Below are 18,517 nucleotides of genomic sequence, written 5' to 3'. Positions count from 1 at the left end.
TGGTTTGGCTGTAAAGAGCGACAGGGATGGCTCAGACAGTAGGGATCAAATTTACAACGAAAGTACTAGAATTATTAAAATATTTGTGTGAAATAACGATTATCGGCCTGCATGAATTAGCTTCCCTGATCCTCGGTCTGTGCTATGATCTTTTAAAGAACGTATTTGAATCATGTACAAGTATATTGGCGCCTGAGCGGTTTGTAAGGGGTTGGCAGGAGAAAATTCAATCGTTTCGTTTACTTCGGAATCGCTAGTATAATATAATCTTTTGAATGTTTGCAGAATTTGACCGGATAAACTTAGTATTTGGAAAACTAGTTCTACATCTTCCTGTGGGCGATTATGGGTCAGTGAAAATGAAAGCCGATCATAAAATGGGTTAGGAAACAGTGTTGTATTACTCAGGCGAATACCCTCAGGCAAACCAACACTAAAGCGCAACGTTAGTTCTGAGGGATTAGTATAAATATCCCGAATAATTATTCGAAGGACGTAGTTTCCCGGAAGAAGCTGATCGAGTGGAAACCGGATTGTCCCACGCTGATAATCATTCAAATCTGCCTGATAGTAATCGTTCAACAGAAAAGTTACGGAGTCGTTCAGAGTAGCGGTCAGATTTTGTTCCAGTCCTGCCGAAGAGACGCTTATTCCGCCAGGGTCGTAGGCCTTGATCCACAAAACGGAGCTTGACGGAACAGCCTGGCCATTTTGAAAATCAGGATCATTAATATACGCTTGCAGGGAAGGCCCCTCACGGTCGGGGAGAGCGTCGGAATCGCCACCTACCCACACCGATAGCTGTCCCCCGGCATCCGCAAGACTATCCTGCCGGAGAGCATACACGTCGACGCGGCCTTTGCCCAGCCGGTAGTCAATGTTGCGTGGCACTATAAATGTGCAGCTGAATTGGCCTTTTTTTACACTTACTTTTCCTTCAAAAAGCTTGTTTCGATGTTCACGATAAGTGGCAGAAGGGCCGTTAAGGCCCAGCGTTCGGAATTCCTTGGGCTTGTCATAAATTGAAAGAAAGGCAGTTCCGTCAAAAGTTTCATCGGCATGGTCTTCTTGCGGGCTTCGGATTGAACCATGAAGCGTTATTTTTTTCAAAGCGCGCAACGTATCCTGTTCAGAAGTCCAGTAAATTTCGTGCTCAGGCTGAGCGAGGCGCATGGACGGATCACCGAGGAGCGCAAAATTGCGATTGAGACTGCCTCTCAGGCTATTATTCTTTGTGCTTTTGATGAGATCGCCTAGCCGGGCAGTTCGCCCTTGTTGGTTTAAAGCCTGATAAAAAGCTTCATTTAGGGAGAAATTTGTACTTGAAAATACCGGGCGGGTGGTTGTCAGAGCGCCAATAGCCGCCCCGCGCGGGCTTAGGACCATTAATTCGGCGCCCGACACCACAGAGGGGTCGTCGTAGCGCCCAAACTCGCAGGTGGCCGTCAGGAGCAGGGGCATGTTGTGCAGTCCGTGGACGTTTTGCATATCTTCCAGGGTCAGGATCTGTTCCTCAGCCCAGCCCGATACCCCGCCGTGTCCGGTATAATTTAGAATTAAAGTTCCGTCGTTAATTTTTTGCCGGATCGTTCTGTTCAATTCTGGTTTTTTATTTCCCTCGGCGGACGAAATTCCTGAAAAAGCATCAACAAAAAGACGTTGGGTCAGAAACTGTTCCCCGGCGAGTTTGGCAAGGGCGTCTGCATGTTGCTGATGGATGTTGCTATCTCCGTCATCTGCTACAAAATGAATAGTATTTCGCCACTTTCCAAGCGCTTTTCCTGCTGAGCCATACCGAATTAATTTGTCAACCAGCCTACGTGCTTCCTCCCTGGTTTTGGCTGGCAGCCTTCCTACACCAATATCCAGCGTATGATCGCCGGCGGTTGATTCCAGCCATTCACCTTCATGATTTTCTAAAAATCCAAAATAATCATCCGACGAATAGGTATACACCGGATGCAGCGACTCCCTGCTTTGATACACAGGTACCCATTGCTGCTGTTGGGTAGCCGACTGCCTGCCGCTACGGTTTTTATAGTCATAGGTAGCGTCCCCAAAAAGCAAGAGATAGTTAAAGGTTGCTGGATTTTGATCGTACAACCATTTCACAAAATCCCGAATGGCCGTTGGATCAGGCTTGCCCGCTGAAAATTCATTAAAAATTTGTTCAGTAGTTACGACTGCGGTGGTCAGCAGGTCGTTTGTCTGCCGAAATTCAGCCAGACGGTTTGCTTCCTGCTTCCAGGCTTCTGGTGTTACAATCAGCAGTTCCGGGACTTCCAGCTGATGCAGGTTTTGGTTCAAAACTTTTTGCCAGGAGACGGGTTCCCACGATTGTTCAGGAGAAAACCCTACGTACAAGCGTGCGTTTGCACCATCAGATGCCCCAAAAGTGGCCGAAGCATCCGGTTTTTTGTCAAGCTGCACGCCGACGGGCCGAAGCGGATCAGATAAATCCCATACCTGCCAGTTCTCCGTAATATTTTGAAAACCATAGGTAACCAAAGAATCTGTGGTGGGCAGGAAGCGAAATAGCTGCTGATCGGCATACCTTCTCAGTTCCCGTTTGAGATGCAGGGCTACAAAATCAAGGTAGGCCTGTGCATTTGTCTGGCCATTTTTGGTGAAGGTAAATTGAAGATCGAGCGATGCAGGAGCTGCGCCAGGAATAGTAAATGGATATGATTTGCTACTTCGCTGTGCCTGTAAATCGTAGCGATAGGTGCTCACGGTTCCGAAGGTCTGTTGACCGAGTTCCGTTCCGTTCACGCGGGAGGTTAAGGATGTTTGTACTTGTGCGGACGCAATAGCCGACACGCGCAGCTGTGCTGCCGAGCCGGGAATAATGCCGGGGCGTTCGAGCTGAATCCGATGCTGCCCGGAAAGCCCCAGATAAGTTCCCCACCATTCGCGCCCGGATTGCAGCAAATTGACGGTTTCATCTTCCTGAAACCAATAGTCATCAAACTGCGTGGTAAGTGAAGCGTTGTTTGGTTGGGATGAGCGGGTGGCGATGCGCAGGCCGGGCTCCTGACCAATAGTGAAATAGTAGTAGCTGCTGTCGGAGTAGGCGTTTGTTTCGTGAGTAAAAGAATGAGTCAGCGAATCATAAGAAACAACGTGCGGACCTTCGGCATAAAAGAAGACGGCATCCGTGGCATCAAAGCGATTGTCTTCCTGCCCGATGACTAAAATAGCATTCTGACGCAAGTCCTGCGGGCGCAGCGCGTGATTGCTTTGTGGGAGCATGCTGCCACCGTTGCCGTAAATCTGAAATCTTTTCGGGTTCAGTCCTGATACATCAAGTCCCTGTTTTTTAAACCATTGAGCATCTAACCTATAAATTCCAGAATTTGGAATGGCTATTTTGTACCAGGTGCCGGTAGCCAATACCGAAGGTTGCGATTGGGCATAAGCCGGCAGGGGCAGTCCCGTAATTCCCTGAAAAAAGAAAAGGAGCGCAAAGAAAGCGGGCCGGAGCCGGTTATGGATTACATTCTTCCACCAATGCATGGGCCGGAATTGTATAGCGACGGTTGGAGGTTTTTTCTACACACAGCACTCGGGTTCGTCGCAGGGGACCGCGAATAAATTCTCTATTTTGGAAAACGAAATTTACTCCTTCAATAAGGTGTGAAAGGATTTTTTTATTACTACAAATCAATCCTGCCTGATCGTAACGTGCCAGTGCGTGCACCAAATTCGGATCTCCACCGGTAGACGCTTTGGGATTGGCTGCGTACCGGATCAGGGCGGGCAGTACATCCGCAGGAAAACAATCTTCGTTCAGTACTGGAAGCAGCAACAAATGAAAGCACTTTTTCCATTCGGAGCCATGCGGATTTACTCGTTTTTTGTATGTAGAATAGACCACATGATGCGCCACTTCATGTAAGTACGTGAGTAGAAATGAATAGGGGTTCAGGTTTGCATTAAGGGTAATGCGTGGGCGTTCATTTGGCTTTTTTGTAAAATCACCCAATCGGGTGCGGCGGGGCTTAACTACCCGAAGCTCAAAGCCATGTTTTTCCCAAAGCATAAGGCAATAAGGCAAAGCTGCTGCCGGAAGGTATTGCGCCAGGGATGTACTGTTTTTCATACCCCTAAATAAAAAAAGATAGCCCTATTTTCATAGGACTATCTTTTGATTTCGCCAATGACGACTGCTTCTTACAAGCTGTCTGTTGCCATTGTAGTGTCAACTGCCATTGTGTCAACTGCCATTGTAGTGTCAGCTTCGATGGTCATTGTTGTGTCTGTTGTAGCTTCTTCTTCAGCAGGCTTGCTTGTGCAAGATGCGAAAGTGATCATACCAGCTACGAATGCGAATGCAAGTACTTTTTTCATTTTTTTTCGGTGTTTTTAAGGTTTCTGCAACAAAATTACTACTTAATATCGAATTACAAAGCTATTGTGATTGTATTTTTCTAAGAACTTAGAATTTCCTTAGAAAATAATGGAATGGCTTGTTTTTGTACAATAGAAAGCGTCTACAAATAAGAATGACTTAGATTGCTTTGAGCGTTTTTTGATTAAATGCCTTTACGCATTGAGCAATTTCGGGCAGTAAATATGAATTTTGCTCTATTCCATTACCTACCACAATAATGTCGGCCCCGGCTTCGAGTGCCAGGTATGCTTTTTCACCTGTATTAATGCCACCACCGACGATCAGAGGGGTGTTGGTTGCGCTTCTTACGGCGGCAATAAGTGCTTCGGGTACAGCTTGTTGGGCGCCACTTCCTGCATCAAGATACATGTAGCGAAGGCCCAGCATTTCGCCTGCCATAGCCGTACAGGCAGCTACACCAGGTTTGTCGGAAGGCATTGGAATGGTATTGCTCATGTAGGAAACCGTGGTAAGTTTGCCGCTTTCTACCAACATATAGCCCGTTGGCAGGATTTCAAGCGAACTTTGGCGCAGCAAAGGTGCGGCTACCACATGCTGCCCGATGAGCAGCTCAGGGTTCCGGCCCGATATAAGAGAAAGCAATAAAATGGCATCTGCCGAAGGTTCAATGTGCAGGCTGTTGCCAGGAAACAGGATGGCTGGAATGGACGTATGCGTATGAATGGCGGCCACCATGTCATCAATTGCATATCGGGTCACGAGGCTGCCTCCTACAAAAAAGAAATCTACTCCACAAGCCACCGCCTGACCAAGAAACTCGGGAAAAGAAGGAAGGTCAATTTTATCTGGATCCAGCAGAACGGCAAACGACTTTTTTCGTTCCGTACGTTTTTTCTGAATTAGATCCGCTATTTTATGATTCTCTTGCTGCATCCGGTTTATTCTCTGCTTCAATATAATGAGATAGTTGCTGACGGGCCCAGCCAACGGCGAGCGTCCAGGCAAGGCTACGCAGAGCACTGCCAATCTGAAATTCATCCCGATTCTGTACACGGGCAGGCCGCTCAGGCATAGGGATGGGTTGGGTTTCTTCTTCGTTTGGAAGCAGGGCTTCCAGCAATACATATACACTTGCAATGACTCCTCCAATCACCAGGGCCTGTTTGCCATAGTGCAGGGCATTGGTCTGCAAATCGGCCCACTGAGCGTCCAGCCGCTGACGAAATTCGTCGACTTCGGCTTTTAATTCTTCCTTTTGTCGGTGCGTATCAGACGAAAATGGCTGCGTATGTTTGCTCAATAAGCTCATTTTTCAAAGGATTAATCCGGGTTGGACAGATCGTTAAATTTAGTCAAAAGTAATGAATTGCCCCTAAACGTTTCTTTTGAACTCTTAAATTATAGCTCTGTCCCGGCTTTTTCCTGCATTGCTTTTGTAATGATTCTTCGTAAAAACAGCAGAACAGCTGTTCGTTTGACAAACCAAATTCCAGCGAGGGCGGCAAAAAAACCAATCATGATCAAATATCCTGCATACCTGCTATCGAGCCATTGATTGAGCAAAGCCACAAGCAGCAGAATGCTCAGAATCAACACCACAATCAGGAAGCTAGCCCCGATCAAAAAAAATAAAAGGGTGATAATCAGTTGCTCAATGCGGTCGCGGGTCTCAATTTGAAACAGCTCAATGCGGGTTTCGAGATATTTAAAAAGAGTTTCTCTGATTTCTTCGATTTGTCGAAACATGCCAATCAGATTTTAATGAGGGTAACATCCCGCCGAGCCCAAGGAGGCGGCAGGATGATTTTGGGTAAGGTTTTTTTAATCCAGAAACATTCCTAAAATTCCGGAAATGATCGAAACAATCAATCCGAATAGCAAAGCTGTAATGAATCCAGTTACCTCAAACCCATCAACCAGGCTTGCGGCAAAGTAGATGATGAGTACGTTAATGACTAAATAAAATAAGCCGAGGGTAAGAATAGTGATGGGAAGCGCCAGGATTTGTAAAACCGGCTTCACAAAAGTGTTTAACAAACCCAGCACAATGGCAGCGACAACAGCACTGGTAAGGTCAGAAACCACCACGCCATCGAGTAGGTTTGCGGCTACGATAATGGCCAAAGTGCTGATTACTAATCGTATTAATAGTTTCATGGATAGTTGAATAATTAACGGTGACGGCTACGAAGTACGCTAATTACTTCGTCTAAATCAATGTTTTTGTGTTCAAGAAGTACCAGTAAATGAAACAGCAGGTCGGCTACTTCACCTTTGAAAAGGTCGTGGTTTTGATCTTTCGCCTCAATCACTACTTCCACGGCTTCTTCGCCTACCTTCTGCGCAATTTTATTTACTCCTTTATTAAAGAGGGAAGTTGTGTAAGAAGTGTCCGAAGGATTGGCCTTGCGATCACGAATTATTTGCTGCTGAAGGTAGTTCAAAAACTGAGCCTGACCGCGGTTTGTTTCCTCAAAACAAGTATCGGCACCCGTGTGGCAGGTGGGGCCGGCGGGCCGGGCTTTGATCAAAAGCGTGTCTCCGTCGCAGTCCGTCAGAATTTGCTCTACAAACAAAAAGTTGTCTGAGGTTTCGCCTTTGGTCCACAGGCGTTGTTTGCTGCGGCTAAAAAAGGTAACTTTTTGTTCGGTTTGCGTTTTGACCAACGCTTCTTCGTTCATGTAGCCAAGCATAAGCACCTTGCTGGTTTGACTATCCTGAATGACTACCGGAATGAGTCCGTCGGGAGATTTATTGAAGTCTATATTCATACAGGTAAAGGAATGTAAGTAGCTATTAGCTTTTAGGTTATTAGCCGTTAGTGATTTATTGTGCTGATAATCAAATATTTGTGCCATTATTTGATTATCTATTTAATGAAAACTAAATATGCACAAATACTTAAGTATTTGTGCAAAATTATATTATGTTTAATCGTATCACAAAATGTTGATTTACAATAACATAGTTCCTAATGGCTAAAAACCTAATTCCTAACAGCTACTTATCAGTAATAAAAATAACTAGATGGTCATGCGCATCGGCAGTCCCTGCCGCTGTAAGTAGCTTTTCAGATCGGGAATGTCTATTTCACGAAAGTGGAAAATACTGGCAGCCAGGCCAGCATCGGCCTTGCCGGTAGTGAAAACATCCCGAAAATGCTGCATAGTACCCGCACCTCCGGAGGCAATCACCGGAATACGGGCATTGCCCGAAACCGTAGCGGTAAGTTCGAGCGCAAACCCGTTTTTGGTGCCGTCCGTATCCATGGAAGTAAGCAAAAGCTCGCCAGCTCCGCGGTTCTCCACTTCTTTGGCCCAGGCCAGCGTACGTAGCTCAGTAGGGGTGCGGCCTCCGTGAGTGTGCACGATGTGGTCTCCGCCTGCTTCGGGAAAGTCTTCAATGTAAGGAATGAAGCGGGTGTCAATAGCTACCACAATGCATTGACTGCCAAATTCAAGTGCCAGCTGATCAATCAGTTCGGGCGTACGTACGGCAGACGAATTAATGGATACCTTGTCGGCTCCGGCATGCAGCAGGGTCGATACATCCGCAATCGACGAAATCCCGCCGCCTACCGTAAACGGAATGTTGATGGTATGAGCCACCCGTTTGACGAGCTCGGCAAATGTTTTGCGGCCTTCCACGGTAGCGGTAATATCCAGAAAAACGAGTTCGTCGGCTCCCTGTTCAGCGTAGAGCGCACCGAGTTCTACGGCATCTCCGGCGTCACGCAGATTAACAAAATTGACTCCTTTTACGGTACGTCCGTCTTTGACGTCGAGGCAGGGAATAATGCGTTTGGTCAGCATCAGTAGCTCAGTTTACGTAATTCATTCAGCGTTACACGTCCTTCATATATAGCTTTTCCGACAATGACACCGTACAGGTTCATCTCGGCTAGTTGTTCAATATCCTTCATGTTGCTCACCCCGCCGCTCGCAATGATGTGCAGATCGGGGCATTTTTGCTGCATCGTACGGTACAAATCAAACGAAGGGCCCTGCAGCAAGCCGTCTTTGGCAACATCCGTGCTGATAGCGTAGCGGACGCCTTTTTCTACGTATTTTTCTAAAAAATCATAAATCCAAAGCTCCGTTCCTTCTTCCCAGCCGCTAACGGCTATTTTTTCGTTTTTGGCATCTGCGCCCAAAATGATCTTCTCGCTGCCAAATTCGGTAAGCCACTGTTCAAAAAGTGCGGGCTGCTTAACGGCCACGCTGCCGCCCGTCACCTGTTTGGCACCGCATTCAAACGCCACCCGAATGTCTTCTTCGGACTGTACGCCACCGCCAAAATCGACGTGCAGGCGAGTTTTGGAGGCAATGATTTCCAGCACTTTCCAGTTGATTATTTTCCGTGCTTTGGCTCCATCCAAATCCACAAGGTGCAGGCGTGTGAGTCCTGCATCTTCAAATTGCATCGCTACTTCGAGCGGCTTTTCGTTGTAGATCTTTTTTTGGCCGTAATCGCCCTGTGTCAGGCGAACACATTTTCCTTCGATAATATCAATAGCCGGGATGATGTACATAGGATTACATGTTCAGAAAATTTTGAAGGATTTTTTCACCAATATTTCCACTGATTTCGCAGTGAAACTGCGCCGCGTAAAAGTTGTCCTTGTGCAGCATTGCGCTAAATGGCTGAATATACTCGCAGGTAGCAATGGTATGGGCGCAAACCGGCGCTGCGTAGCTGTGTACGAAATACACGTACGCATTGGTCGGAATCTGAGCAGTAATAGGATCTTTGAAATCAAAGATATTATTCCAGCCCATGTGGGGTACTTTCATGCCGGGCTCAACCGGAAAGCGCTGTACATCCACATCAAAAATACCCATGCAGGTTGTGTTGTTCTCTTCCGAATAGCGACACATCAGCTGCATACCTACGCAGGTGCCCAGCACCGGTTGGGTGAGCGAAGGAATCAGTTGATCCAGTTTCTTGCTTTTGAGGTAAGCCATAGCCGTTGAAGCTTCGCCGACACCTGGAAAAATTACTTTGTCGGCGGAACGAATTTCTTCCTCTTCGTCGGTATAAAGATAGCTAATGCCCAGTCGGTCAAGTGCATACATGACCGACTGCACATTGCCTGCATTATATTTTATGATGACAGTTTTCATAGAGTTTTTTTCTTCACTATTGGCACTAGTAATGGGGGTTAAATTTTACAAATACCGCTTAAAAAAGAGTAGTGCGGCTTGCTGAACTCATTAAAAACGAAGCCCGACTCGGTTAAGAATCGGGCTTCTGGGGTACTATGTATTCAACCTTATTACACCATATTCAATTTAAATACCAAGGTGCCCAAACCCTATCCAAAGATAACATGCGGACGATGATGGTATGTAGTTGTTGTGATCATGGCGCAAAGGTAAGTAAAGTTTCCTAAGGAAAATAGAAAATTCAGATTAAAAAAGACTCCCCTGAACAACCTGTGGCCGAATGATTGGCGATTCTACTGATAATCCTGTTTTGGCATTTAATTCTTCTATCCAATAGCGGGTTAGCTCCGGGGCGCGCGTGTTTTCACCGCAGTGAATGAATATATATGCAGTCTGTAAACCGTCTTTCAACCAGTTTTTTAGTTGGTCAATCCAGGCGTCAGTGCGGCTGTAATCGGTTGGGTGAAGATCGTTGCCAACAAATCGCAGCACGAGCGTGGGCGTAGGTAAGCACATGTGCAGCACATCACGGCGGCCGGCTACGTCAGACATGACCGTTCCGATGTTGTGCTGCCGAAAATAGTCCATTGTTTTTTGCCATTGAGCCTGATCCTCAAACCAGCCCGGATGTCGAAACTCCACCGCCAGTGGAAATCCTTCGGGAATGACTTTGAGGAAATTTTCCAAAGCCGCCCATTTGGACGTATCGAACGAAGGCCCGAGCTGCAAAAAAGTAGTGCCCAGGGCAGGTCCCAATCCCTGTACAGCCTCAACAAACTGAGTAGACGGCAACATAACATTTACCAATTGCGCCTCGTGGCTGATAGATTGTGGCCATTTTGGACAAAACCGAAAATGATTGGGAACGCTTTCGCGCCAGCGGGCAATTGTAGTTTCGGAAGGAATTTGGTAGTGCGTAACGTTAAGCTCAATAGTATTGAACTGCCGGGAATAATGGTACAAAAAATCTTTTTCGCGAGCAGTAGACGGATATATCTTGCCGACCCACTCTTTGTTGGACCATACCGGCGGGCCCACAAAAATCTGCGGCTGAGCTACCTTCGGCGAGTTCGCCAGAACCTGCGCAGTTAACGGATGTGGCGCCGGTAAGGTAAAATCAATGGTTGATAAGTCGTCTACTTTACCAAAATCCATAAAGAAATATTAGGTGTTTTTCTAAAAGGCCAAACGAGCAGAAGTGCTGCTACTTCTGCTCGTAAAATAAAAGATTTTCAGTTACACGCAGGCAAGGATTTTAACCACTAAACTTCCTACGAAAAACTTTCCTGTCCTGCGAAGCACGAAATCCCAGCTTGCGTATAGCTGATGTTACCGGTTCGTTGTTTTTCTTTCAATTTCGTTAAGTTCATTTGTCAGTAGTCTTTTTGTCTCGTTAATGCTGCCTTTCCTTAAAGGGACACCTAAAATCAATATTGTATTTGTCGTTTCGTTTATACCGTTTTTATATTGAATACTTTTTATTTCAATTTGGTCTGATGGGTAACACAGAAATCCATATTTAAAATCTGTCATACTGAATGAAGAGTAGGCCATTATTTGATGTAAGTCGTGTCTATGATCTTCTTTCAGTACTTCACTTTGGTCAAACTTGTTGTATAAATTAGATTTGTATTTAGCGTCAATAAATACCAAAACATTTTCTTTTTGAAAGATTGCGTCCGGTTCGATATGTTTCAGTTCCCATAAGTAATGCTTCGAGGTCCTAGAATGAAACTTAAAATTTGAATAAAGTCGTCCGCCAGTTTCTTTTGCAGCTTCTTTAAAAATATGTTGAATGAATTTTTCAAATACATCTGAAAAGTCAACCCGCCAAGCAGTGCTATCTACAAGGTTAAAGTTTAAAATCCTATTGGCTTGTTCCTTACAAGCTTTCACAGTTGGACTATCGGAAAATCGAATTATGATTTTATAGATTGCTTTTGGTTTATGATGATATAAACGCTCTTCAAGGAAACTCAATTTGGTTCGTAAAGTATTCTTAATTCTCTGTGGTGTGTTTGCTGAAAGCAGTTCACTTTTACAAATATCAAAGACATATCTAATTTCTGAATATTCAGAATGAAACTCACTTAATACATTTGTTCTTGCCGGAAATTTTAATCTGTTTTCTACTTTGTATTCATTGTTAATATATTTTGTCCAATTGATTTGACCAGTAGGCTGACTTGATACCTTTTCAACATTGTCAAACTTTCTCCAAGGTCTCATTCTCAGTTTTTCAAGTGAGGCAATAAATTTGACTGCTTCCAAATACAACGGCGGTCTAAAATTCTTGCCTGATGCAAGTGGTAAGCTATCAATTACCTCTGGACTGATTTCCGTGCCTAGTAGGTTCAGAATTTCAATATAGTCCTCAAATCTGTCACGCCCGGTAAACCTAGGCATAACTACAAAATCACCAATTTGCTTTCCAGTGTCGGAAGCTCTCAAAGGAATAGAGCCAATGAAACCAGATGAACGGAATATTAGTGCTGTACTTTGGTCTGAGCCTTTTATATATGGTTGAACACCAAGAAATTTAAATTGCTCAGAATTGTAATCAATGAATTTCTGTAGGTATTGCCCGATAATTCTTTTATCTGCGGACTTAAACCACTTTTTTTGCAAAGCAACTCCACCTAACTGTTTTGATTGTTCAGTTAGGCAAGGAATTTCGCAAAAAACATCTAATGGCTTTGTCATTCGAAAAGAGATAGGTTTATTCTATTCGAGAAATAGTTGTTAAACTCTTCTTTAGCATTTCGTAAAACTCCTTCTTGGAGGTATTCTTTAATCAGAGGAAATATTTCATAACGAATACGATTTTTCATTTCCTCTTCTGACTTAGCGATGAAGTAACCTTCACCAGGCTGAAGATTTAATTCAGTACTTGAAGCATACCAATTAAAAATTTCCTCCATAATAGCAAAATCTTCTTTGAAAAAAAACTCCTGTTCTGATATTTCATTGACAGTTATATTATCGAGTTTTCTACTTCGTCCATCAATGATTTTAGGGGATTTATTATACCATGCAAAACGTCTTCTTAGTGCAAAGTCAACAACGGCCAAACTTCTGTCGGCAGTGTTCATAGTGGCAATTACAGAAAAGTTCTTGGGTAATCGCTTTACTTTGAAATTGGGAGCAATTTCAATCTCAACATTCGAAACGTCCATCTTATGTTCAAATAAATAAAAAATTGGGCCCAATACATTGGAGAGATTGGCCCTGTTTATTTCGTCAATGATTAAGATAACTTTTTCATTATTATGGTCAATTGCATATTTTAAAGCCTTTGAAAAGCTGCCCAAATTTTCTTTGTATTTCAGTTCTTCCTTTTCTGTGTCAGGTCGAATTCCAAAAATAAAATCGGAGAAACTTGTTTCTGCGTGAAATTGAGTGAAGAAGGTTTTGGCACCTATTTTTTCGGCAACACTTTTAGCAGTCCTTGTTTTTCCAGTTCCAGGAGGGCCTTGCAGAACGATGTACTTTCTTTCGTTTAAAAGATTTTTTAATTCCTCTGTTTCATCAATTGTTTCTGTCTCTAGAAATGGCCCTAAAGCTTCTGAAACTGCTTTTCGATGTTCTTTGTTAGAAGGCCAATCTCTAAGCTTAGCATAACCTGCGACAAAAGCTGCAATAAGTTGCTTTCCTTCTATGCTTTCTGGGTCTTCAACTATTTGGCAGGTCGGTAAAACTTTGGTGTAAGTTTTAATCGTATTTTTTATGTGCTGTAAGTCCAAGCTACCAGTGATTGATTTTGGTAGACTAGTTTCGATGTCTGAAAAGTCAGATTTGCAAAATCCTCTTTCATCAGTCAATTTTGAAAATAATCTTCTAAGTCCTGGATAGGTTGCAAGTTCGTAGTCATTTTTGAAGCCACTAGAGCCAATACCAAGACATACTAACCAAGATTTATTTTGGTCGTTTGGAAAAATTGTCAACGAAAAGTCGTGAAATGGTCCAGACGCTTCTTCCTCGGGATGTATAAATCCAAAATACGCTCCGTTGTCTTTAAGTGCTTCCTGTCCGGTGTTGTTTCGGTCAACATACGGTTTATTGAATTCGTTGTCTGTCTTGGCACCGAATTGTTCCGCTTTTTCCTTTATGAATAGTCTAATGTTTTCTATACTCATATTCTTTGTTTGAATGTCGTTTTACAATGCTCGGCAACGGGCCAATACCGGAAAATTATTCCTTGCCTGATCCGAGTTTTCCGGCGGGCTGCGGCAGACCCGGCTGCACAATTTCAAAATTTTCGTCCTTTTTGGCTTTGGCTACGATCGCGCGAACGTCTTCCAGAAGTTTTTTTGCGTCGTAAATTATACCGTCTTTAACCGTATATTTCACACCGCCGATGCGGGTAACTTCATTGTTTTCATTGAGATGAATCGCGCCGGTTCCGTAAAGTACTTTCAGGTTAGCGAGCGGATTTTCTTCTACAATTACAAAATCAGCCAGTTTGCCTACCTCCACGGAGCCAATCTGATCGGCCATTCCCAGGGCTTCGGCTCCTTTGAGCGTGGCGGCCCGAATCACTTCCAGCGGATGAAAGCCCGCTTCGCGCAATAATTCCAGCTCCCGAATGTAGGCAAAGCCGTAAAGCTGATAAATGAAACCTGAGTCTGAGCCAGCCGTCACGCGCCCGCCCCGGTTTTTGTATTCGTTCACAAACTGCATCCACAGCTGATAATTACGTTTCCATTCCACTTCCTGTTCGGTGCCCCAATTGTGCCAGTATGATCCGTGCGAAATACGGCTTGGTCCATAAAAACGCCAAAGAGAAGGCAACGTGTACTCATCGTGCCATTCGGCCCGGCGGGCGAGCATCAGCTCGCGGTTGGCTTCGTAGATATTGAAGGTAGGGTCAATCGTAAAATCCAGGGCAATTAGTTCATCCATGACCTCATTCCAGCGTTCGGTGCCCGGCTTGGCGGCTTGTTGCCAAAGCTTTCCTGCTTCTTCAAATCGGTTTTGTTCGTTGTTGTAGTTGTAATCTGCCGGGTAGTTCTGAATGGTTTTATTTTCAAACATCGCTTCCGGTAGTCCATACCAGTGTTCCATCGTAGTTAGTCCGGCTTTGGCAGTTGCCAGCACGTTCATGCGCGCGACTTCCAGCTGCGCATGATGACAAGCCGAACGAAGGCCCAGCTTTTTGTTTTCGTCAAGAGCTGCTTTAAAGATTTCGGGTTCTGCGCCAAAAAACTTGATGCCATCGGCCCCATTTTTTGCATTTTGACGCACCCATTCACGTGCTTGTTCGGGCGTAGAAATGGCTTCCTTGGATCCCATACCAAAGGCTGTATAGGCCAGAATCCGGGGAGCGGTAATTTTGTTTTCGAGGCTTTTTTTCTTGTGAGTCAGCGTCCATTCCAGGCCATTTCCTGCCGAAGGATCGCGGATTGTCGTAATGCCGTGGCCCAGCCAAAGTTTATATACATATTCGGCAGGAGTGCCCTGCGCCCGCCCGCCGGTGTGTCCATGCATATCTACAAAGCCCGGCATCAGGTACATTCCTTCGCAGTTCAGCTCCTGATCGCCTGCCTGTGCAAGTGGCCGGCGTTTGGGATCAATCGGCACACCCGGATAGCCCACTTGCCGGATTTCGCGGATGCGGTTTTTTTCAACCACAATATCCACGGGGCCAATCGGTGGTGCCCCGGTGCTATTGACAAGCGTAACTCCACGAATAATGAGACGGGCATAAGGGCCGTTGCCCTCGGTGCGGGCGGGGGCGTCTATCACCTGTGCATGCAGCACAGAAAATGAACAGAACCAGCAAACAAGAAGTAGATATCGAAGCATAGAACTGGAAGGGTAAATTCAGTTATTTTTGAAAGAAACAAAAGTTGTTTTGACAAAAATAAGAAAATCCCGCACAGCTACGCTGCCTGTTTATATTTTGCTTTTTTAGCTTTAAAAAAGAAGAAAAATTTTGAATTAAACCGACAGAAAATCCTAGGAACGATGCACCATCTCGCTCACTTTCGTAGGATTAGGATTTACGACATCTGACTCCACGAGCCCGTCACGAAGGCGAATGATCCGGTGGGCATATTGCGCTATATCTTCTTCGTGCGTAACCATCACAATCGTGTTTCCTTTGCTATGCAGCTGATCAAATAGATCCATAATTTCGTAGGATGTTTTTGAATCAAGGTTTCCGGTAGGCTCATCGGCCAGCAAAATACTGGGGTCGTTGACCAATGCCCGGGCCACAGCTACGCGTTGGCGCTGCCCACCCGAGAGTTCGTTGGGTTTGTGGCTTCCCCGATTGTCAAGACCTACATTTTTTAAAGCAAGTTGCGCTTTTTCGGTCCGATCGGCTTTATTTAATCCTGAATAAATCAACGGCAAAGCTACGTTTTCGAGCGAAGACATGCGGGGCAGCAGGTTGAAGGTCTGGAATACAAAACCAATTTCTTTGTTTCGGATTTCGGCCAGCTCACTTTCCGTCATGTCGCTTACGTCTTTGTTATTAAGTACATAGCGCCCGGCGGTAGGGGTGTCCAAACAACCGATTATATTCATCAACGTAGATTTTCCAGAGCCCGAAGGGCCCATAAAAGCTACGTATTCTCCTTTATTTACAGAAATAGTGACAGATTTCAACGCTTCAATTACTTCACTTCCCATGATGTAGCGTTTGGATATATCGGTAGTTTCAATGATTTTCATGAGCTGATGGCCAAGGGGTTAAAAATAGGTGAATAAGTAGGAATAAGTAGTTGTATCTATCTAATATGTAAAGTAAAGTTGAATTTTAAAAGTTAAACGCCTCAGCTTACCAACCCACGTAGCGGGGTGGAGTTGCGCCGTTGAGACGAAGATAAACGATTGCCTGTGCGCGGTGATGCGTCAGGTGGTCGTTCATGAGCGTCAAAATCTGACGTTTGGTCATGGGGCCGGCAAAAAACTTAACTTCCTCATTTAGCTCGCCTGGCTGAACAGTTTTTAATACACCCTGGGTGTACTCAAAAGATATATTTAAAATATCTATAATCTCAGACTTTGATTTATCCTTAAATCCTGCCAGTTCTTTGGCTGTAAACGGAGGTTTTTCCGTTCCCAAATAGCTCGAACACAGCCAAATCATATTGCCGGATAGATGAGTCAATTGTTCAGCAAAAGTCATTTCATCGGGCACCGGACGAAAATCATACTGATCTGCCGACATTGAGTCAGCGAGTGCGAGCGTATAGGTTTTGGCATTGGCCCATTTCTGTTGTATTTCGGTTAGGTAGCCCACATTCTCCTGGGCAATTCCCTGCGAGACAATTCCCATAAAGAAGAGATAAAGTAAAAGCTTTTTCATAGTTAAACTAGCCAGATAGCTTTTAATCGACCGTTGCAACCTGATTAATAATTTCTCGAATTTCTTTTTGCTCAGCGGCGCTGCCCGACATGATTTTTTGCTGAAACGTCGTAAGCTGCGCCTGCAACATCTGGTTCTCGACGAAAGTAAGATTGTCAAAGAAAAACACCAGAATCGTCCGATTCCCCTGCTTATCCGTTGCGTACAAGGCATACGTAAGCACAAATGCCGTAGAACCTCCTTTGGCTCCCAGTCGGGCATATTTTTCACGATTGCTGTCGAAAGCTTCCATCGGCCATTCCATTACCGTTTCGAGCGTTTGCTGCGTAGTGGAGTCAAAGTAAGCGCGGCTTTGAATTTTTTCCATCAATCCGGCATATTCCTGCACTGTACTGCCCGGCAGGCGGTCGGACCACACCCGCTGCACCGAGGCGCTCAGGTGCGCAAATGTGAATTTTTCTTTTACCGTCGAATCTACTTTTAGCATTTCAAAGTACTTGTCCGCTCGCTCTTTGTACATACTCATGGGCATAAGCCGTAGCCCTTTGGCGGAGTTTTCATCCGAGCAAACATAGAGCGCCGACACAAACGGATAGAGCGAATCGTGCTTGCTTAGGCCTAGTTTTCCCAGGTTTTCGTTGATGGAATTGAGCCCCAGGCGCCACATTAAATACTCGGTGTTGGCATTGCTGCTAAACCGGATCATGCCTTTGGCCACTTCCAGCAGGGGTACTTGTCCCTGCGTGATGAGTTTTTTTTCCTGACAATGTTTCAGCCAGGCCGGATGCGCACCTCCGTCGGTGTCTGGAATATAAAATCGGGAGAGTTCGGAAATTGGGATAAGGTCTTGCGGGCGGATTTTGCCTGCGGCTACCTGTTGAGCAAACTCAATGGCTATGATCGTTTTGACGGTACTCGCCAACGGCATTTTTTGATCACCGTTTTTTTCGATTTGTACGCTATCATTTCTGAGCCAGTAGATGGCGCTTTTGGTGGGATTTTTGGCAATAAAATTTGCTACATAATCTCCTTCTACATTAAAATATTTATAGTAAGTATACGTGGCAATACCGGCAAAAGCCAGTACCAGAACCCCTACTACAATGCCGACAATTTTAAGAACTTTCATGAAACCGGAGCTGTAAAAATCATGTATAAGCGGAAATTAGTTTAGTAAAGTAAAAAAGCGGTCAAAAGAATTACAAGGCATAAGCCAATGATTCTCAGGAGTCTTTGCTTAAAGAAAAACCCGTGAATGTACAACCCGGCAACCACCACAACCGGAGGCAGATACGAATCAGAGATTTGTCCGGTACTACCGACACGGTCATTTGCCAAGTAATCGGCTTGTTCCTCTTCGGATTGTACAATCCATTTTTTTTGCCTCCCTGTTTTGACCAAACGCCAGGTATGCTGCTGGGCTTCGTACTGAATGATAGCTGATTCCGGGAAAAATGAAAAATCGATAGTTCCTAGCTCCTGTGTGCCTTCAATATCCAGAATTCGGGCCTTTTTTTTACCAATTCCTGAGTGTTCAAACCGGACAAGAAACCCCTTGAATTCACTATATGCCTTTCGATTCCAGAAATTATTTTTCAGAATTCCCATCAACTGTTTTTCATTAAACAGACGGTATTCCTGCGCTGTGCCCAGCATTTGCCAGCGTACACTCATGAGGTGATC

19 protein-coding genes are annotated in these 18,517 nt (G+C 44.9%); all 19 read right to left on the bottom strand.

Features of this window, described 5'->3' with window-relative positions:
* Nucleotides 1–99 precede the first annotated feature (99 nt).
* Nucleotides 100–3,516 carry a type IX secretion system sortase PorU gene (porU, locus tag EZE20_RS01560; protein WP_132113756.1) on the bottom strand — a complete coding sequence of 1,139 codons (3,417 nt, stop codon included), beginning with the start codon at nucleotides 3,514–3,516 and terminating at the stop codon, nucleotides 100–102.
* Complete coding sequence (locus EZE20_RS01555; RefSeq protein ID WP_132113754.1) at nucleotides 3,488–4,102, bottom strand: SprT-like domain-containing protein; 615 nt, start codon at nucleotides 4,100–4,102, stop codon at nucleotides 3,488–3,490. The genes porU and EZE20_RS01555 overlap by 29 nt, the downstream gene beginning before the upstream one ends.
* A gap of 71 nt (nucleotides 4,103–4,173) precedes the next feature.
* A complete protein-coding gene (locus tag EZE20_RS23900) occupies nucleotides 4,174–4,350 on the bottom strand; it encodes a PG1828 family lipoprotein (RefSeq protein WP_165933381.1) in 177 nt (58 codons plus the stop codon).
* A 160-nt stretch (nucleotides 4,351–4,510) separates the two neighbouring features.
* On the bottom strand, nucleotides 4,511–5,287 hold the full coding sequence (locus EZE20_RS01550) for a geranylgeranylglyceryl/heptaprenylglyceryl phosphate synthase (protein WP_132114179.1): 777 nt from the start codon (nucleotides 5,285–5,287) through the stop codon (nucleotides 4,511–4,513).
* Nucleotides 5,268–5,663 (bottom strand): hypothetical protein, encoded by a 396-nt coding sequence (locus EZE20_RS01545; protein ID WP_132113752.1) that lies wholly within the window; start codon nucleotides 5,661–5,663, stop codon nucleotides 5,268–5,270. The genes EZE20_RS01550 and EZE20_RS01545 overlap by 20 nt, the downstream gene beginning before the upstream one ends.
* A gap of 89 nt (nucleotides 5,664–5,752) precedes the next feature.
* Nucleotides 5,753–6,100, bottom strand: coding sequence for a phage holin family protein (locus EZE20_RS01540; protein WP_132113750.1), 348 nt, complete (start codon nucleotides 6,098–6,100; stop codon nucleotides 5,753–5,755).
* A gap of 75 nt (nucleotides 6,101–6,175) precedes the next feature.
* Nucleotides 6,176–6,511 carry a phage holin family protein gene (locus EZE20_RS01535; protein ID WP_132113748.1) on the bottom strand — a complete coding sequence of 112 codons (336 nt, stop codon included), beginning with the start codon at nucleotides 6,509–6,511 and terminating at the stop codon, nucleotides 6,176–6,178.
* A gap of 14 nt (nucleotides 6,512–6,525) precedes the next feature.
* Complete coding sequence (gene hisIE, locus EZE20_RS01530) at nucleotides 6,526–7,125, bottom strand: bifunctional phosphoribosyl-AMP cyclohydrolase/phosphoribosyl-ATP diphosphatase HisIE (RefSeq protein WP_132113746.1); 600 nt, start codon at nucleotides 7,123–7,125, stop codon at nucleotides 6,526–6,528.
* 252 nt (nucleotides 7,126–7,377) lie between these two features.
* Entirely contained in the window at nucleotides 7,378–8,166 is a 789-nt protein-coding gene (gene hisF / locus EZE20_RS01525; RefSeq protein ID WP_132113744.1) for an imidazole glycerol phosphate synthase subunit HisF, read from the bottom strand.
* Nucleotides 8,166–8,885 (bottom strand): 1-(5-phosphoribosyl)-5-[(5-phosphoribosylamino)methylideneamino]imidazole-4-carboxamide isomerase, encoded by a 720-nt coding sequence (gene hisA, locus EZE20_RS01520; protein WP_132113742.1) that lies wholly within the window; start codon nucleotides 8,883–8,885, stop codon nucleotides 8,166–8,168. Before hisA ends, hisF begins: the two co-directional genes overlap by 1 nt.
* A gap of 4 nt (nucleotides 8,886–8,889) precedes the next feature.
* Nucleotides 8,890–9,477: an imidazole glycerol phosphate synthase subunit HisH gene (gene hisH, locus EZE20_RS01515; protein WP_132113740.1), complete on the bottom strand. Its 588-nt coding sequence runs from the start codon at nucleotides 9,475–9,477 to the stop codon at nucleotides 8,890–8,892.
* A 288-nt stretch (nucleotides 9,478–9,765) separates the two neighbouring features.
* Nucleotides 9,766–10,674, bottom strand: a complete 909-nt coding sequence (locus tag EZE20_RS01510; protein ID WP_132113738.1) for a DUF72 domain-containing protein — start codon at nucleotides 10,672–10,674, stop codon at nucleotides 9,766–9,768.
* A gap of 174 nt (nucleotides 10,675–10,848) precedes the next feature.
* The gene (locus EZE20_RS01505) at nucleotides 10,849–12,222 is read right to left on the bottom strand and encodes an McrC family protein (RefSeq protein ID WP_132113736.1); all 1,374 of its coding nucleotides are present in this window, start codon (nucleotides 12,220–12,222) and stop codon (nucleotides 10,849–10,851) included.
* Nucleotides 12,219–13,655 (bottom strand): McrB family protein, encoded by a 1,437-nt coding sequence (locus EZE20_RS01500; protein ID WP_132113734.1) that lies wholly within the window; start codon nucleotides 13,653–13,655, stop codon nucleotides 12,219–12,221. Before EZE20_RS01500 ends, EZE20_RS01505 begins: the two co-directional genes overlap by 4 nt.
* A gap of 55 nt (nucleotides 13,656–13,710) precedes the next feature.
* Nucleotides 13,711–15,324: an amidohydrolase family protein gene (locus tag EZE20_RS01495; RefSeq protein WP_132113732.1), complete on the bottom strand. Its 1,614-nt coding sequence runs from the start codon at nucleotides 15,322–15,324 to the stop codon at nucleotides 13,711–13,713.
* Between the two features lie 153 nt (nucleotides 15,325–15,477).
* Complete coding sequence (locus tag EZE20_RS01490) at nucleotides 15,478–16,197, bottom strand: ABC transporter ATP-binding protein (RefSeq protein WP_132113730.1); 720 nt, start codon at nucleotides 16,195–16,197, stop codon at nucleotides 15,478–15,480.
* A 106-nt stretch (nucleotides 16,198–16,303) separates the two neighbouring features.
* Nucleotides 16,304–16,834, bottom strand: a complete 531-nt coding sequence (locus EZE20_RS01485; protein WP_165933380.1) for a DinB family protein — start codon at nucleotides 16,832–16,834, stop codon at nucleotides 16,304–16,306.
* A gap of 22 nt (nucleotides 16,835–16,856) precedes the next feature.
* The gene (locus tag EZE20_RS01480) at nucleotides 16,857–17,963 is read right to left on the bottom strand and encodes a serine hydrolase (protein WP_132113726.1); all 1,107 of its coding nucleotides are present in this window, start codon (nucleotides 17,961–17,963) and stop codon (nucleotides 16,857–16,859) included.
* A gap of 41 nt (nucleotides 17,964–18,004) precedes the next feature.
* Nucleotides 18,005–18,508: a hypothetical protein gene (locus EZE20_RS01475; RefSeq protein ID WP_132113724.1), complete on the bottom strand. Its 504-nt coding sequence runs from the start codon at nucleotides 18,506–18,508 to the stop codon at nucleotides 18,005–18,007.
* Nucleotides 18,509–18,517: the final 9 nt, after the last annotated feature.

Origin of the sequence: Arundinibacter roseus, assembly GCF_004348825.1 — a bacterium.
In the GTDB taxonomy this organism is placed as follows: Bacteria; Bacteroidota; Bacteroidia; order Cytophagales; family Spirosomataceae; genus Arundinibacter; species Arundinibacter roseus.
Note: the sequence above shows the minus strand (reverse complement) of the source record. Positions and strands in the feature narration are given on the sequence as shown.

What these genes read in the sequence shown, in the direction of transcription:
- porU (WP_132113756.1), bottom strand. Translation starts at nt 3,516, where the DNA reads ATGCATTGGTGGAAGAATGTAATCCATAACCGGCTCCGGCCCGCTTTC.
- EZE20_RS01555 (WP_132113754.1), bottom strand. Translation starts at nt 4,102, where the DNA reads ATGAAAAACAGTACATCCCTGGCGCAATACCTTCCGGCAGCAGCTTTG.
- EZE20_RS23900 (WP_165933381.1), bottom strand. Translation starts at nt 4,350, where the DNA reads ATGAAAAAAGTACTTGCATTCGCATTCGTAGCTGGTATGATCACTTTC.
- EZE20_RS01550 (WP_132114179.1), bottom strand. Translation starts at nt 5,287, where the DNA reads ATGCAGCAAGAGAATCATAAAATAGCGGATCTAATTCAGAAAAAACGT.
- EZE20_RS01545 (WP_132113752.1), bottom strand. Translation starts at nt 5,663, where the DNA reads ATGAGCTTATTGAGCAAACATACGCAGCCATTTTCGTCTGATACGCAC.
- EZE20_RS01540 (WP_132113750.1), bottom strand. Translation starts at nt 6,100, where the DNA reads ATGTTTCGACAAATCGAAGAAATCAGAGAAACTCTTTTTAAATATCTC.
- EZE20_RS01535 (WP_132113748.1), bottom strand. Translation starts at nt 6,511, where the DNA reads ATGAAACTATTAATACGATTAGTAATCAGCACTTTGGCCATTATCGTA.
- hisIE (WP_132113746.1), bottom strand. Translation starts at nt 7,125, where the DNA reads ATGAATATAGACTTCAATAAATCTCCCGACGGACTCATTCCGGTAGTC.
- hisF (WP_132113744.1), bottom strand. Translation starts at nt 8,166, where the DNA reads ATGCTGACCAAACGCATTATTCCCTGCCTCGACGTCAAAGACGGACGT.
- hisA (WP_132113742.1), bottom strand. Translation starts at nt 8,885, where the DNA reads ATGTACATCATCCCGGCTATTGATATTATCGAAGGAAAATGTGTTCGC.
- hisH (WP_132113740.1), bottom strand. Translation starts at nt 9,477, where the DNA reads ATGAAAACTGTCATCATAAAATATAATGCAGGCAATGTGCAGTCGGTC.
- EZE20_RS01510 (WP_132113738.1), bottom strand. Translation starts at nt 10,674, where the DNA reads ATGGATTTTGGTAAAGTAGACGACTTATCAACCATTGATTTTACCTTA.
- EZE20_RS01505 (WP_132113736.1), bottom strand. Translation starts at nt 12,222, where the DNA reads ATGACAAAGCCATTAGATGTTTTTTGCGAAATTCCTTGCCTAACTGAA.
- EZE20_RS01500 (WP_132113734.1), bottom strand. Translation starts at nt 13,655, where the DNA reads ATGAGTATAGAAAACATTAGACTATTCATAAAGGAAAAAGCGGAACAA.
- EZE20_RS01495 (WP_132113732.1), bottom strand. Translation starts at nt 15,324, where the DNA reads ATGCTTCGATATCTACTTCTTGTTTGCTGGTTCTGTTCATTTTCTGTG.
- EZE20_RS01490 (WP_132113730.1), bottom strand. Translation starts at nt 16,197, where the DNA reads ATGAAAATCATTGAAACTACCGATATATCCAAACGCTACATCATGGGA.
- EZE20_RS01485 (WP_165933380.1), bottom strand. Translation starts at nt 16,834, where the DNA reads ATGAAAAAGCTTTTACTTTATCTCTTCTTTATGGGAATTGTCTCGCAG.
- EZE20_RS01480 (WP_132113726.1), bottom strand. Translation starts at nt 17,963, where the DNA reads ATGAAAGTTCTTAAAATTGTCGGCATTGTAGTAGGGGTTCTGGTACTG.
- EZE20_RS01475 (WP_132113724.1), bottom strand. Translation starts at nt 18,508, where the DNA reads ATGAGTGTACGCTGGCAAATGCTGGGCACAGCGCAGGAATACCGTCTG.